Below are 14,950 nucleotides of genomic sequence, written 5' to 3'. Positions count from 1 at the left end.
GCACGATGAACAACGAGAAGAGCGCCGAGATGCTGGTAAGCCGACGAACCGTTCTCAAGGTTGGAGCGGCCGCCGCGGGCACCGCCGCCTTCCTCGCCGCGTGCGGCACCTCTGGCAGCTCAACCGCGCCGAGCCCAAAGCCGTCGCAGTCAGACACGATCTCTGACGTGGTGAACGTTGCGAACTGGACCCTTTACATTGACCTGAGCAACGACGAGTTAACACGACCCACGGTGACCGCCTTTGAGGCGGAATACGGAACCAAGGTCAACTACGTCGAAGCGATCAACGACAACGACTCTTTCTTCGGCACGATCCAAGCGCCACTCAAGGCCGGCGAAGATGCGGGCTGGGACATCGCCACGCTGACCGACTGGATGGCCGCACGCATCTTGCGTCTGGGATGGGCAGAGAAGCTGAATACCTCGCACATGAGCAACTTCACCGCGAACCTCCTCGACGTATACAAGGGGCGCAGCTTTGATCCAAACGTCGAATACCTGGCGCCCTGGTCCGGCATCGTTGCCGGCATTGCGGCGCACAAGACGACCGCCGGATTCGTGAAGGGATTCAAGGACCTCTTTGACCCACGCCTCAAGGGGAAGGTTTCACTGCTCACCGAGATGCGCGACACCATTGGACTCGCCATGCTCGCCAACGGTGATGACCCTGCGAAGGCGGACCGTGCCTCATTTGATCGCGCCATTGCACTGATTGAGCCGAGCGTCAACGACGGCACGGTCCGAGCCTTTACCGGCAACGACTACAAAGAGCTCATCGTGAAGGGCGATGTGGCGGCCTGCGTCGCGTGGCGCGGTGACACGGTGCAGATCGGCCACGAGGATGCGGACATCGTTTGGGTCACACCGACCGATGGCTGCACCTTTTCGTCAGACAACATGCTGATCCCGCTCGGCGCGGCGCACAAGTTCACCGCTGAGAAGTGGATGGACTGGTATTACAAGCCAGAGATCGCCGCTCAGCTAACCGCCTACGTGCAGTACGTTTCACCAGTAAAGGGGACGAAGGAAGCGCTTGCAAAGATCGACGCAACGCTCGCAAATGACCCGTTCATCTTCCCTGACGCAGCCCTCGAGGCGAAGCTTCATGTGTTCGCTGGCCTCTCCGAGGACGACGAGATCTACATGAACGACGCCTTCAGCGCCCTTCAGGGCAACTAGGCCGGCGAACCGGGCCCCTTAAATAATGATCGCGTTCCTGCGTCGGCGACCGGGTCTGCTGCCTCTGTTCTTGCTCGGGCCCGCGATCGCCTGGCTGGTGGCGTTCTACGTCTATCCAGCCGTTCAGATGCTGCAGGCAAGCCTGTGGAGCGGCACCCTCGAGACGGGGTTCGCCTTCTCATGGGCGAATGCGGCCACCTACTCAACCGCGCTCGGTCGCTACTCCGACCAATTTCTGCGCTCGATCTTGTATGCGGCGGTGTCAACGGTGGTCTGTCTTGCCCTCGCCTTCCCGCTGGCATACACCATCGCCTATCGAGCTGGTCGCTATCGCACCTTGCTCCTCTTCATTGTGATCGCGCCGTTCTTCACCTCGTTCTTGTTGCGCGTGCTCGCCTGGAAGACCGTGCTCGCCGACGACGGATTCATCCTTGGGCCGCTGAGGTCGATCGGTTTCCTCCCCGAGGAGTTCCGCATCCTTGCCACACCGATCGCTGTGATCTTTGGGATCTCGTACAACTTCTTCCCCTTCATGGTGCTACCGATCTATGTCTCGCTCGAGAAGATTGACCGCCGGCTCGTTGAGGCGGCGAAGGATTTGTACGCTGGACCGGCACGCGCATTCCAGCGCATCACGCTCCCCCTGGCACTCCCTGGGGTCTTCGCCGGCTCGCTGCTCGTCTTTATTCCCGCGATGGGCGACTTCGTCAATGCGGAGCTACTCGGAAGCGTGCAGACACGCCTCATCGGTAATGTGATTCAGAGTCGCTTCCTCGTAAACAACGACTACCCAACCGCCGCGGCACTGAGCTTCATGTTGATGGCCGGCATTCTGACCGCCGTCTTTATCTATGCCCGCGTGCTGGGCACCGACGAGCTTGAGACTGGCATCGGCTGATGCTGCGTTGGCTTGGTCGCAACGCGCTGCGTGCCTATACGGGGCTCGCCCTGGTCTACCTGTTGCTCCCGATCTTCATCGTTGCCCTCTTTAGCTTCAACGACCCAGTAGGAAAGACCAACTACACCTGGGTTGGCTTCACCTTCGATCACTGGGTCAATCTCTTCGCGATCCCTGGCCTGCTCGATTCGGTAGTGATCAGCATTCGCATCGCGTTCATCTCTACGCTCATTGCCACAACGCTCGGCACGCTCGCTGCACTGGCGCTGGTGCGTTATCAATTCCGTGGGCGACCAGCGACCAGCCTCTTCATCTTCTTGCCACTCGCGACGCCAGAGATCATCCTTGGCGCATCGCTCCTGACGCTCTTCGTGGCGATCGGCAAGCCCCCCTTCTTCCCACTAAACGAATTCACAATCCTGATCGCGCACATCACCTTCAACATCAGCTACGTGATCGTCACCGTGCGCGCACGACTCGCCGGCTTTGATCGCCGCCTCGAGGAGGCGTCGGCCGACCTCGGTGCCGATGGATGGCAGACCTTCTGGCGCGTCACCTTCCCACTGATACTCCCTGGCATTGCGGCGGCCGCCCTGCTCGCCTTCAGCCTCTCCATTGACGACTTCGTGATCACCAACTTCACCGCAGGGCGAACCACCACTTTCCCAATGTTCGTGTGGGGCTCGGCGCGCGTCGGCGTTCCGCCGCAGGTCAACGCCATTGGCACGATCTTCTTTGTTGCTGCGGTGAGCGCTGTGGCATTCGGCTCGTTCCTGCAGCGGAGGCGCGCATGAGCAGTGAACGTGGCCCAATCCCGCCGCACAGCGTGATCTCTTCAGTGTGGGGTCGTGCCGCCAACGTTGACGTTGAGCGAGGTGAGGGCTCCTGGCTGATCGATCGCAGCGGCGAGCGATGGCTCGATTACACCTCGGGGATCGGCGTGGTGAACACGGGGCATGCGCATCCGAAGGTGGCCGCCGCCATCGCCGAGCAGGCCACCAAGTTGATCCACGGCCAGCAAAACATCGTCTTCCATGAGCCGGGGCTGCGACTACACGAGCGACTCAGCAAGGTGCTTGACGGTGGGCCGTGGGGCGTCTTCCTCTCAAACTCAGGAGCCGAGGCGGTCGAGGCGGCGGTGAAGCTGGCGCGGCGCGCCACGAAGCGTCGCGTGATCCTCACCTTCCGCGGCGGCTATCACGGTCGCACTGCGCAGACGATGGCTATGACCACGGCAAAGAACGTCTACCGCGGCCACTTTGAGCCGCTCCCCGGTTCGGTCTACAGCACCGCATTCCCGTCGTGCTTCCGCGCCCCTGTGGTCGCACGCGACCCTGCCGTTGCCGGTTCCCCAGGCGCCTGCGCTGGGTGCAGCTGCCGCTGGGAGGAGGAGTGGGATCTCACCCTGCACACCCTCGCCAGTGCCGAGGATGTTGCCGCCGTCATCGTTGAGCCGATCCTGGGCGAGGGTGGCTACGTTGTGCCGCCGGCCGGCTTCCTACCGCGCCTACGCGAACTCACCCGCGAGCTCGGCATTCTGCTGATCGCCGACGAGGTGCAGACCGGCTACGGGCGCACCGGCAAGATGTTCGCCGTGCAGCACCAGAACGTTGAACCCGACATCCTCGTGATGGCGAAGGGGATCGCCTCTGGTCTCCCCCTCTCGGGAATCATCGCCCGCAAGGAGCTCCTTGATACGTGGGCGCCGGGCACACACGGCGGCACCTACGGCGGTAACGTCGTCGCCTGCGCAGCTGCCCTCGCCACACTCGACGTGATCGAAGAGGAGGGGCTCGTTGCGAATGCGGCGGCACGCGGCACGCAGATGCTCGACGGCCTACGCAAGATCGCCGCCGGTCGCCCTGGCATTGGCGACGTGCGCGGCCTCGGTCTGATGATCGCCCTCGAGTTTGTGCAGCCTGGCGCTGGTGACGGCCGCACACCTGACCCCGCCGCAGTGAAGCGCGTCATCGCCGAGGCGAACAAGCGCAAGCTGCTCCTGCTAACGGCTGGAACCTACGTCCAAGTGATTCGCATCATTCCGCCACTGGTCACAACCGCGGCAGAGATTGACCTCGCCCTGAAGATTATGGAAGAGTCGCTCGACGCCGCCGGGGTAACCCGCAGCTAACTGCCGGCTCGGCTCCCCCGCCTAGCTCAGTAGGTCGGTCGGCGCAGGTGGCAGCGGATCCGAAGTCTCAGTTACGTAGCGCTCCACGAGGGTGCGTGATCCACCAACGCCAAGCTGCGAGAAGAGCGACTGGAACTTCGCACGCTGTGCCTCGAGAATCTCTGGCGTACCCGCCGCCTCCCAGAGCGCCTGCTTGAAAGGTCCGAGCGCCTTCTTCCTTGTGCGATAGAGGAACTGCTCGTCACTATCACCAGGCTTCGCCTCATCGGCGGCGTTGGTGCGGAGCCACGCGGTGATCTCGGCACGAAGCCCGGCATCGAGAGCCGGGTGATCGAGCAGGATGTTCTGGAAGCCGGTCGCAAGATGGATCTCTGCGGCGCCAACCTCTGGGAAGCGATGGAATAGATCCTCGGGGAGCGTTGATGCACCATGCTGCACCGCACCGGCGAGGCCACGAGCGCGGGCCAGTTCGCCGAGCTCCTGCAGCACGGTGAAGTCGAGGGCGACCTCTGCGACGCCGCCGCCGGGAAGCGGCACGCCGCCGTGACTCGTTCCGGTCTGCACCGAGACCTTGCGCAGACCACGCGCACCAGCACTGCGACTGGCGAGGGCGACATCGAACTCGTCGAGATAGGCGGCCAGCTCTTCGGCGGTGGAGTTCTTGTTCCCCACCTCACCGATCTCGCCACCCATGCTGATCTCAATCCCAGCAGGCTCCAGTTCACGAACGAGGGCGACCGCTTCGGCGGTGCGCACCGCATTCACGCGCTGCTGCTCCTGCACCGTTGGCAGGGCGAGGTCAACGAGTGTGGAGGCATCGATGTCGATGTTGCGATAGCCAGCGTCAACGGCGAGTCGGCAGGCGCGTGCGATCTCGGCGGCGACCCCTTCAGGGTCGGTTGGGTACTTCTTGGCGACGAATTGGTAGTGGTCGCCCTGAATGAATATTGGCCCGCGCCAGCCGGCAGCAATCGCGCCGCAGAGGATGCTCGTGGCGTAATCGGCGGGGCGCTGGAAGGTATAGGTCTGCTCGGAGCGCGCCAACTCAAAGATGAGTGCTGCGCCGTCCATGGCGGCGGCGACTTGGAGTGCCGTGCGTGACATCTCAAACACCTGGCTGCGCAGGTTCAGCGCAGGAACGGTAAGGCCCTCGTACGCGCCGTTCGCCCGTGCGGCATAAATCGGCGCGATGCTGGCGCTCTGGATCCCTGCAGCCGCTGCGGCTGCGCGAGCAAGCCACTGCGCCGCAGCAACGGTCGCCTCGTCGGTGGAGAAGGCGGCGGTCCAAGCGATCGTCGCGGCACCGCTCTGGCGCAGCTGCGCCGCATCAAGAATCTCGACGACGCCCGAAGGCGTAACGCGCAGCGCGGAGCTGAGAAGTTGGCGTAGGACTGCGGGCGAGGTGGCGATGCGACTCATGGCGGAATCGTAGCGCGAATTAGAACGCGCTTCGTTTTAGGGGGTGGCAAGCTCCCGCTCACGTGCCGCCAACTGGCTGCTGTACGCGGCCTGCGTTACGCCAACCCGAGCCGCGAGTTCTGGGAGAGCCGCCCACGAGAAATCATCCCAACCGCCCCTGCCGTCCCAGGTTGCGAGCAGCGCCGGCGGGCGTCGCGCCCCCCCATCCAGTGCAGGTGCACGCAGTAGGTGTGCCGATTCCACTTGGCTCTGACCCGCAGCGCCATCACCGAGCACGGTCACGAGGCCGAGTCGGTGCAGGTCATCTTCTGGCACGCGCAGGTTCGCGCCGCGCAGTAGATCAAGCAGTTCAGCCAGGTCGTGGCCGGGTGCCGTTGCGATGAGCGGGAAGCCGCGAACCAGTGCGCGAACTACGGTTTTCGTCGTCACCGCGCTCAGGCGCTCGGTGAGGCCATAGGCGATGAGTCGCGTCGAGCGCGGAGCGCGCGGCGCACCGCCAGCACCAGCGACGAGGCAGCCGACTCCCGCTGGATCGGTGAGCCATACGAACGCTTCGTCGGGAGCGATCTTGATCTCGGCACTCTCGGCGCCAGCCGGGAGTGGCGAGGCGGCGGCGATTGCCTCGGCGAGCGCGTCGCGGCGCTCAGGTGCGGCACTACCCGCCACAACAATGGAGACGCCCGCGTCGGCGAGGAGGGTAATCTGCGCGGCCAGCGTTGCGCTGAGCTGCCCACCGGCCACCAAGTTGCGCAGTGCTTCGTGGCTCATGCGCGCTCCGCCGTCAATACCTTAGTGCGAATGGAGTTGTCGACCCATGCGGCTTCGGTGCTGATCATCGTCTCTCGTCCATGCCCTGGAATCACACGGGTCGCGGGGTCAAGCCCCCGCAGCCTCGCAAGTGAGTCGAGCATCGCTGCCGCGTCACCGCCAGGAAGATCGGTCCTGCCCCATCCACCAAAGAAGAGGGTGTCGCCACTCAGCAGTAGTCCAGCGCTCGCATCAAACAGCGAGATTGACCCTTCGGTGTGGCCAGGCGTGTGCAGCACCGTGAAGTTGATGCTCCCCGCGGTGATTCGATCCCCGTCATTAAGGTCGCGTGTTGGCACGACCGCGGGGATCGGAAAGGGTGCGGCGAGTGGCTGTGGTTCGATGAGGCGATGGCGATCGAGCGGGTGTACACCAATCGGCAGCTCCTCATGATGGTGAGTTGCGTGGTGTGCTGCGAGCGCCGCCATCTCCCCCATGTGGTCCCAGTGACCATGGGTCGCCAGGGCCAAGACGAGACGCCAGCCGCGCTCGACGAGCTGCGTGGTCAGTGTGGCGAGAGATGGGATCGCCGGGTCGACGACGATCGCCTCACGACGATCAGGATCGCCAACGAGCACCACGTTCGTGCGCAGCGGCCCGATAGGGAGAACCTGCACCTCGATCATCGGCGTGGCCGTTCAATGGGCTGAAAGGCACGCGAGTCAAGTTCGGCACGAAGTGTCTCCTCGCTCGCCGAAGAGAGTTGGACGACCCGCTCCAGTAGTGCGATCCGCCGTGCAGCCTCTTGAGCATCCAAGCGCGCGTTCGGGGTGGAGAGCATGCCCGCCACACCAACACGATCGAGGCCCCGTCCGCCAAGCGACGCGGCGTAACGCACCGCCCAGAGGAGGATCTCCATCGGTTCAGTGGCCTCGTCACCCGGAGCAGGAACGAGCGCGAGGATCAGGCCGCGAGTACCTGGCCAGGTTGCGGCGGCGCGCCACGACTCGGGGTTGCGAATCGGATTGATCACCAGGCTCTCAGCTGGAATCTGCAGCCACTCTTCACGACTCATACCCACGAGCTCTCCGCCGATAGGGAGCAGCGCGCGATGCACCCCCGCGAGTGCAGTCAGACGTTCAGCGAGGTGCTCGCATGATGAGAGCGTGGCCCCCGTTAGCTCTGGGCACTCGACGAAGTGAATCGCAGGGTTTAGGCCGGATTCAACATTGAATGCAGCCGGGTCCAGAAGTGTGGCGAACACGCGTTAGAACGGGAGCTGTAGGCGCAAATTGGCAAGCTCGCGCCAGTTGATATAGATCGCGACAAGCCCAATGAGCACCACAAGACTCAACACTAGGTCTCCACCACGCCAGGTCGCAACTGCAGCAGTCCAGCGACGTCGCATCGACTCTGCTCGTGTCGGCTGAATCAACACCCCGAGAATGAGGCCAGTGGCCAGACCACCAATATGAGCCGAATTGTCAATGCCGCCGCCAATGAACCCAGCCCCGAAGCCGAGCACAATGTTGATGAGGAGGAGGCCACCGACACGACCGAGCGCCTCGCGCATGCCGCGCTCAACAAGCGGGCGATGCGCCCACTCTGCGCCGAGAGCGATACCGAAGAGGGCGAACACCCCACCAGACGCGCCGACCGAATATCCAATGGGAGTCCATATTGAACTTAGGAGCGACGCGCCAATGACGCCGAGGAAGTACCAGCCGATCAGGCGCTTCGCGCCATAAAGGCGATAGACGAGCTGAGCGGCGATGTCGAGCGCGATCGCGTTGAAGCCGAGGTGGAGCGCCCACGACTGCCAGTCTGGATTGATACCGCCGTGAACGAACGCCACGGTCACAAGGCGCCATGGACTGCCCGAGAGATAATCAAATCCGTCAGGCGAAAGCTTTATGAGTGAAAAAAGCTCGGCAAGCGCCGGGTCAAGTTTCGTCAGCACCGAGAGGACGATGGTGACCATGAGTAGCGCACGTGGCACCCACGAGCCAGCAGGTATGCCACGGGCGCGGCGGAATGCCGCCTGAGAGCGGAGTGACGAGCCGCCCGTCTCTTTGGTGAGCCAGCCGATGCGCGAGGCGATCTCGGCGCGGGCAGCGCTGGTAGGGGCGCTCCCCTCTGCTTCGCGGTAAGTGGCAAGGGCGGCGGGGAGTTCGCCGCGGCGAACCTCCTCCATAGCGCGTCGGCGGAGGGCGAGGAAGCGCAGCTCTTGGTCCGCGGAGTTGGCGGCGATCTCGAGGTACTCAGCTGCCTCGTCGTCGCGCTCTAGGCGCAGCAGCGCCTCCGCGGCACCATAGGCGGCGCGCTCAGCAAGGATGCGATCGTCACTTGGCGTCGCCCCTGCAACGGCGGCGGCGAAGGCGAGAGCGGCACCCTCCGCGTCACCGCGGTCAAGGGCGTCCACGCCGAGCTCCATGCGGCTCGGCAGGTCGGTCGCTTCAGAGGGTGGGCGCAGCGCTTCACTCATCTGTAGCAGCGTACGCGATGCGCTATCAGGCGGCAGGCGACTCGCGATCAGGCAGGAGGAGCGCCACCAAGAGGTCGGTGACGGCGGCCGGATCACCCGCTGGGCGCTCAACCTCCAGCGGCGGCGGAGCGTCGCCACGCTCACCCGTTGGGACTCCTGCAGGGGTCGACCCTTCCGGCCTCGTTACGACGAGCCGTGCACCAACATAGGCGCACGCGTCGAGCACTGTGGCGACGACCGAATCATCAGTCGGGTCAACTAAGAGCACCGCATCGAAGCTCGTGAGGTAGCGCAACGCCAGCTCCAGGTCGGCGGCATCCATCTCGAGCGAACTCGCCCCATCAACAGCGGTCGCCAACGCACCATCACGAATGAGCGCCACGTGGCCGATCCCTGCGGCTGCAAGTTGCGTGATGACCGCCTCACTCGCTCCATCAACGCCGATCTTGCTCACCATCTCAACAGGTTCGCCTGCGGCGGCGAGGGCGAGTGCCACGGTCGCCGCATAGCTGCCAAGGGCATAGGTTGATCCTTCTGCCCGCGCGCTCACGGTGCCGATCACCACGATCATGCCGAGGCCGCACCGTCTGCTTCGACCTGCACGGTAAATCCTTCAGCCTCAATCGGGCCAGTGATCGCAGCGGCATCGCCGACGATCACGATCTGCTCCGCAGAGGTGGCCAACTCGTCGGCGATTAGGGCGATCGCAGCGCGGTCGACGGCGGCGACGCGTTCACGGAAGTGATCTGGCTCGTCGGGCGAGAGCCCGAGTACGGTGAGTGCCGCGGCCATGCTGGCAACTGGTGTGGCGGTGCCAAAGCGCAGCGGGAAGGTGCCACAGAGATAGTCGCGCGCCTCGGTCAGCTCTTCGTCGGTTGGTGGTGCGCTCTGCATTGTGGCGAGCTGGCGGCGCGCCTCGGCGAGTGCAGGGGCAGTCACACCAGTCTCCACCGCGGTCCCCGCCATGAATGGTCCACGCCCGCGCCGCAGATCGAATCGTGCGCCAGCACCGTAGGTGTAGCCCTTCTCTTCACGCAGCACGCGATTGAGCCGGGAGCCGAAGAGTCCGCCAATGATCTCGGCGTACACGAGTGAAGCGTGGTGGTTCGCATCAAGTCGCGAGCGACCGATACGGCCGATGCGAATCTCCGACTGCACTGAGCCGGGTCGGTCCAACACCTTCACGAGTGGCGTGGCACTTGCCGCAGAGGGAGCCGGCGCGGCGCGATCTGGCTCACCGCGGCCCCAGGTGCCGCCACCTGCGCTGATCTCGCTGAGGCGGCTCGCCTCAATTAGTGCGAAGGCCGCATCAGCATCAATCTCGCCCGCAAGAACGAGCGTTGGCGTGCCGATGCGCAGAATCTCTTGGTGTCGCGCAACGATCTGGTCGCGCGTCAGCCGTGCGACGCCGTCGGCGGTTCCAGCAAAGGGTCGACTGTAGGCGGCCTCTGGTGCGTAGAGGGCCGCCGAGAGCGCATCAACGGCACGGCTCCGTGGGCTCGCATGCGCCTGCTTGATCGCAGCGAGACGCAACGCCTTCAGTCGCTCCACGTCGGCTTCGGGGATACGCGGGGTCAGCGCGATCTCGGCCATCAGATCGAGGACGCCAGCGAGGCGCGAGACTGGTGCCCCAGCGCCAATGGTGAGGCTCTCCCAGCCCGACTCAGCCCCAATCGATGCGCCGAGCAACTCTCCCGCCTCGATCAGCCCGTCGGCGTCGTGGTGCTCTGTCCCCTCGGTGAGGAGGCGTGCCAGCAGGGCAGAGAGTCCCGACTCCTCTGGGCGCTCCCCTGCGGCACCGCCGCCGAAGAGCATCTGAACTGAGGCGATCGGGCGTGATGGCATCGGCAGCAGGATCACCCGCATCCCAGCGCGGGTCTCTCGCTCAATGGCACGTGGGAAGCGCCAGGTGCGCGGCGCCCCTGGGCCTGGACGGGCTGCCGTCTTGCTCATGACTGACCCTCAGGCACGTACCAGAGCACGATGCGATTCTCCTTGGCGAAGAGCTTCGCCGCCGTCTGCACCTGGTCCGCCGTCACCGCAAGGGCAAGGTCGAGATCGCGATTGATGCGACCTGGATCATTCAGCAGGGTGGCGTACATGCCGACCGCATCGGCGAGCTCCTCTGGATCGGATCGCGCCAGCAACTCTTCGGACTCCGTCAGCGCCTTAGCGCGCTCGAGCTCTGCCGACGTTGGCCCCTCGGCGGCGAGACGCTCCAACTCTTCGACGAAGGCGCGCTCCACCGCCTCATTTGACGCACCAGGGCGAACTGTGGCCGCGCCAACGATGATCGATGCCCCGCCAACAAACGGGAGGAGCGAGAGGCTCATATCCTGAGCCACCTGCTCATCGCGAACGAGGCGTCGGTAGAGGCGACTCCCCTTCCCGCCGGCGAGGATCTGCGTGGCGATCTCAATCGCTGGAATCAGTGGCGCACTCAGCACCGGAGCGCGGAAGGCGAAGTGCACGCGCGCCTCAGGAACCTTGTCGTGGATCGTCTTGCGGATCTCGCCACCGAGCGGCGCACTCAACGCAAGATCCGGGTGCGCCGGAAGTGCAGGGTTGGCGGGGATCGCACCGAAGTGTCGCTCTACGGCGGCGATGATCTCCTCTTCATCAATGTCGCCGACAACGGTAAGTACCGCATTATTCGGTGCGTACCAGGTGGTGAAGAAGTCGCGCACATCCTCGAGTGAGGCAGCATCAAGGTCGTCCATAGAGCCGATCGTGGGGTGATGGTACGGATGCCCCTTCGGATACGCGAGCGCGAAGAGTTCGATGTAGGCACCGCCGTACGGCTGGTTGTCGTAGCTGGAGCGCTTCTCGTTCTTCACCACGTCGCGCTGGTTGTCGAGGTTCGCCTGATCGAGCGCGGTGAGGAGTGTGCCGAGCCGATCGGCCTCCATCCAGAGGATCAGCTCCACCCATTCCGCTGGCACGGTGGCGAAGTAGTTGGTGCGGTCGAGCCAGGTTGTGGCGTTCCCCTCTCCGCCGATTGATTCCACGAGGGTGAGGTGCTCCGCCTTCGTGACGTTCTCGGAGCCTTGGAACATCAGGTGCTCAAATAGGTGCGCGAATCCGGTGCGCCCGGCACGTTCGTCTTTTGAGCCGACGTGATACCAGATGTTGACGGCGGCGATCGGTGCCGTGCGGTCAACGATCAAGAAGAGGCGCAAGCCATTGGCGAGCCGATGTTCGCGGATCGGCAACGGCGGCGTCGCCGTGCGCGTCGTCATCCTAGTTCTGGATGGCGATTGGAAGTACTAAGAAGAGGAGTGCGCCACCAACGCCGATAGCAAGGCCCTGCGCTGCAATGATCAGTGCAGTTCGGCGATCGGCGGCGAGTGCGACCTGGTCACTCACACGGCTCATCTCACCAATCTTGCCGAGGTTAAAGGTGCCGGCGAGGCCATACGCCATGCAGAAGCGTCGACGTGCCTGAATCCAGCCGATTGCTGCGCCCGTAAGAGGCAGTGCAACGAGGAGGCGCGCCGAGTCACTGGGAGCCGAACCGAACGCGATCAGCGCGACTGCGAGGCCGATGCTGGCGACGAGGCCCGCAGCTGCAGCCTTGCGGCGGCGCGCGATCTCATCGGGTCCAATGTTGCAGGCGCCAGGTGCGTAGGTCAGTTCCATACGCTCATCGTAGCGGCTTAGGGCAAAAAGTGAGTCGCTTTGCGCCAGTGAGCAGATGGGCAACAACTACGAAGAGGCACAAGCCTTCTTGGTGAGCCGGGTGGGATTCGAACCCACGACCTAGTGATTAAGAGTCACTTGCTCTACCGCTGAGCTACCGGCCCACGGCGGAGAATAGATGAGCGGGGCGTAGCGTGCTACGGCGCTACCGGCGCGCGGCGGCTCCCTCGGTAACAAGGGCATCCAGAAGCGCGGAGAGTCGAGCTGCCAAGGCGGCGTGGCCCGCCGCATTCGGGTGGAACGGGATCTCGCCATCCCTCCCCCACTGGTAGGGCTCGGGATCGCAGAGGCGATGGCCGAGGAAGGCGTCGGCGAGGTCGGCAACACGGAGTCGCGGGTCGTTGACGGTGGCGATCGCTCCGCGGACGCGGTCGGCGATGTTGCTCCCCCACCCTGCGAGCACGCCCAGGTCGGCGTCAGAGATGCTGTCTCCTGGCGCCCGCAAGCCGGAGCATGCGTCGAGGCCGGGGGTGCCCGCCGCAGGGAGCGAGTCGGCGTACATGACCACAACGACGATGGCATTCGGCGCCTTGGCGAGCACCGTGCGATAGAGGCGCACTAGGGTGCCGCTCAGGGCCGCTGCCTGGGGCTTCATGCGCTCGCCCGCGGCGACGCAGGCGGCCGCATCCTCGGTGCGACAGGCGGCGAAGACCTCAGAGAAGCCGGCGTCGTTCCCGCCGATGCCGAGCATGACGATGTCGGTCTCGGCGCTGAGCGCCTGCACCTGCAAGATCTCCCCTGCGCGCATGCGGCGATCGACCAGATCTGCGACAACGGCGCCGCTGCACGAGACGTGGGTCAGCGAGAGGCGCATACTCGTTGGCATCAAGAGGCGCGGCCAGGCTGGCCCACGGGCGCAGACACTCGGCGCACCAAGCACTTGCAGCGTGCCGCGATCAAACGGGAGCGCCGCCGAGGCGTAGCTGTCGCCAAGCACGACGAGGTTCAGCGTTGGTAGCGATGCATCGCTCGGGCCGACCAGGATCGGTGCGGGGATCGGCGCATCGAAGCGCAGCGCTGGTCCACCGACCCCACCGAGGGCAGCAACGATCAGACCAGCGAGCGCGCCAGCAGCCAGACGCTTACGCATCAGGCGTCTCGCTGATGCCGAAGAGCGCGGTGAGCGATCCAGTCAACGATTGAGTACCGACAACGATCTGCTCGGCGCGCGTGGTGAGTGCACCACTCGCCCGTGCCTCGCGCACCTGCGCGTCAACGTGTGATTCGGCAGCGGCAACAAGGTGCGCCTCAATGCGGCGAATGCGACCGCGCACGCTGCGACCCGCACCCACTTCGTCGATGCTAGCCAGGAGTTCACTGATCCCAGCACCAGCGGTGGCAGAGACGAGGGCGAGCTCTGGCGCGCCGGCGCCGAGGGCGAGTCCACTACGCAAGCGATTGAAGGCCGCCTGTGCGCCCGGTCGATCCGACTTGTTCACCGCAACGATGTCGGCAACCTCAAGGATTCCCGCCTTCATCGCCTGCACCTCGTCGCCACCCTCGGGCCCTTCCACAACGAGCAACACATCGCCGAGTCGCGCAATGCCGATCTCGGCCTGTCCGGCGCCAACGGTCTCTACAAAGATCAGATCGAAGCCAGCCGCCTCCACTAGGATCGTGGCCGCAGCCGCAACGTGGGCGAGCGATCGACCGCTGCCGCGCGTGGCGATCGATCGAGTGAAGCGACCGTCATCGTCGGGATGCTCGTCAATGCGCACGCGATCGCCAAGTAGTGCACCTCCGCTCTCGTGAGAACTCGGATCAATCGCGAGGATGGCAACGCGGCGACCGCCAGCACGCGCCACATCGGCGAGAGCCGCGGCAAGAGAACTCTTCCCTGCTCCTGGCGCGCCTGTCAGCCCCACCACAAGAGCGTTGCGCACGTGGGCCGCCGATGCGGCGAGCGCCTCTTGAATGCGCTGATTTGCTGCGGGGCCGGGTCGCTCTACCGCGCTGATCCCCTGTGCCAACTCGCGACGCGCCGCGAGATGCTTAGCGTCGGCGGGCATTCGCTCGTAGGAAGGTGGCAACCTCGGCGATCGTAGTTCCTGGCCCAAATATTCCCGAGATGCCAGCCTGCTCCATTTCTGGGCGATCAGCCTCGGGGATGATGCCGCCCGCAACTACCAGCACATCGCTTGCCCCAGATGCGCGGAGGCTTGCGACCAACTTCGGCAGCAGGGTTGCGTGGGCGCCCGAGAGAATCGAGCAGCCGACCACATCCACGTCCTCTTCGATGGCGGCAGCAACAATCGCATCAACGGTGCGACGTAGCCCGGTGTAGATCACCTCAAATCCTTCGTCGCGCAGTCCACGCGCCAGCACCTTCGCGCCACGGTCGTGGCCGTCGAGGCCAGGCTTAGCGATCAACACCCGAATTGGCGTCGTTC

General features: G+C 64.5%; 16 protein-coding genes and 1 tRNA gene. 4 read left to right on the top strand and 13 right to left on the bottom strand.

Annotated features, from left to right (window positions below; genetic code table 11):
• The first annotated feature begins 5 nt into the window (after positions 1-5).
• From AC3LCN_RS00835 to AC3LCN_RS00820, 4 genes are all read left to right on the top strand, one after another.
• Entirely contained in the window at positions 6-1,181 is a 1,176-nt protein-coding gene (locus AC3LCN_RS00835) for a polyamine ABC transporter substrate-binding protein (RefSeq protein WP_488648200.1), read from the top strand.
• Positions 1,182-1,251: 70 nt separating this feature from the next.
• Positions 1,252-2,079 carry an ABC transporter permease gene (locus AC3LCN_RS00830; protein ID WP_488648199.1) on the top strand — a complete coding sequence of 276 codons (828 nt, stop codon included), beginning with the start codon at positions 1,252-1,254 and terminating at the stop codon, positions 2,077-2,079.
• A complete protein-coding gene (locus AC3LCN_RS00825) occupies positions 2,079-2,873 on the top strand; it encodes an ABC transporter permease (protein WP_488648198.1) in 795 nt (264 codons plus the stop codon). Before AC3LCN_RS00830 ends, AC3LCN_RS00825 begins: the two co-directional genes overlap by 1 nt.
• A complete protein-coding gene (locus AC3LCN_RS00820) occupies positions 2,870-4,210 on the top strand; it encodes an aspartate aminotransferase family protein (protein WP_488648197.1) in 1,341 nt (446 codons plus the stop codon). Before AC3LCN_RS00825 ends, AC3LCN_RS00820 begins: the two co-directional genes overlap by 4 nt.
• A gap of 21 nt (positions 4,211-4,231) precedes the next feature.
• Here AC3LCN_RS00820 and AC3LCN_RS00815 read toward each other — a convergent pair whose 3' ends face one another.
• The 13 genes from AC3LCN_RS00815 to AC3LCN_RS00755 form a co-directional block, all read right to left on the bottom strand.
• Positions 4,232-5,629: a class II fructose-bisphosphate aldolase gene (locus AC3LCN_RS00815; RefSeq protein ID WP_488648196.1), complete on the bottom strand. Its 1,398-nt coding sequence runs from the start codon at positions 5,627-5,629 to the stop codon at positions 4,232-4,234.
• 36 nt (positions 5,630-5,665) lie between these two features.
• Positions 5,666-6,397 (bottom strand): hypothetical protein, encoded by a 732-nt coding sequence (locus AC3LCN_RS00810; protein WP_488648195.1) that lies wholly within the window; start codon positions 6,395-6,397, stop codon positions 5,666-5,668.
• Positions 6,394-7,062, bottom strand: coding sequence for an MBL fold metallo-hydrolase (locus AC3LCN_RS00805; RefSeq protein ID WP_488648194.1), 669 nt, complete (start codon positions 7,060-7,062; stop codon positions 6,394-6,396). The genes AC3LCN_RS00810 and AC3LCN_RS00805 overlap by 4 nt, the downstream gene beginning before the upstream one ends.
• Positions 7,059-7,640, bottom strand: a complete 582-nt coding sequence (locus AC3LCN_RS00800) for a hypothetical protein (protein WP_488648193.1) — start codon at positions 7,638-7,640, stop codon at positions 7,059-7,061. Before AC3LCN_RS00800 ends, AC3LCN_RS00805 begins: the two co-directional genes overlap by 4 nt.
• 3 nt (positions 7,641-7,643) lie before the next feature.
• Complete coding sequence (locus AC3LCN_RS00795) at positions 7,644-8,861, bottom strand: rhomboid family intramembrane serine protease (protein WP_488648192.1); 1,218 nt, start codon at positions 8,859-8,861, stop codon at positions 7,644-7,646.
• Positions 8,862-8,886: 25 nt separating this feature from the next.
• Positions 8,887-9,411 (bottom strand): hypothetical protein, encoded by a 525-nt coding sequence (locus AC3LCN_RS00790; RefSeq protein ID WP_488648191.1) that lies wholly within the window; start codon positions 9,409-9,411, stop codon positions 8,887-8,889.
• A 17-nt stretch (positions 9,412-9,428) separates the two neighbouring features.
• Positions 9,429-10,814 carry a M16 family metallopeptidase gene (locus AC3LCN_RS00785; protein ID WP_488648190.1) on the bottom strand — a complete coding sequence of 462 codons (1,386 nt, stop codon included), beginning with the start codon at positions 10,812-10,814 and terminating at the stop codon, positions 9,429-9,431.
• Positions 10,811-12,100, bottom strand: coding sequence for a M16 family metallopeptidase (locus AC3LCN_RS00780; protein WP_488648189.1), 1,290 nt, complete (start codon positions 12,098-12,100; stop codon positions 10,811-10,813). Before AC3LCN_RS00780 ends, AC3LCN_RS00785 begins: the two co-directional genes overlap by 4 nt.
• A 1-nt stretch (position 12,101) precedes the next feature.
• A complete protein-coding gene (locus AC3LCN_RS00775) occupies positions 12,102-12,500 on the bottom strand; it encodes a hypothetical protein (protein WP_488648188.1) in 399 nt (132 codons plus the stop codon).
• A gap of 89 nt (positions 12,501-12,589) precedes the next feature.
• A tRNA-Lys gene (locus AC3LCN_RS00770) sits at positions 12,590-12,664 on the bottom strand.
• Between the two features lie 41 nt (positions 12,665-12,705).
• Positions 12,706-13,650: an SGNH/GDSL hydrolase family protein gene (locus tag AC3LCN_RS00765; protein WP_488648187.1), complete on the bottom strand. Its 945-nt coding sequence runs from the start codon at positions 13,648-13,650 to the stop codon at positions 12,706-12,708.
• Positions 13,643-14,569: an ArgK/MeaB family GTPase gene (locus AC3LCN_RS00760; RefSeq protein WP_488648186.1), complete on the bottom strand. Its 927-nt coding sequence runs from the start codon at positions 14,567-14,569 to the stop codon at positions 13,643-13,645. Before AC3LCN_RS00760 ends, AC3LCN_RS00765 begins: the two co-directional genes overlap by 8 nt.
• Positions 14,553-14,950: cobalamin B12-binding domain-containing protein (locus AC3LCN_RS00755; RefSeq protein ID WP_488648185.1), on the bottom strand; the 398-nt coding region annotated here is incomplete at its 5' end. The genes AC3LCN_RS00760 and AC3LCN_RS00755, both read right to left, overlap by 17 nt.

Origin of the sequence: Candidatus Limnocylindrus sp., from assembly GCF_040397215.1 — a bacterium.
GTDB lineage: Bacteria > Chloroflexota > Limnocylindria > Limnocylindrales > Limnocylindraceae > Limnocylindrus.
Note: the sequence above shows the minus strand (reverse complement) of the source record. Positions and strands in the feature narration are given on the sequence as shown.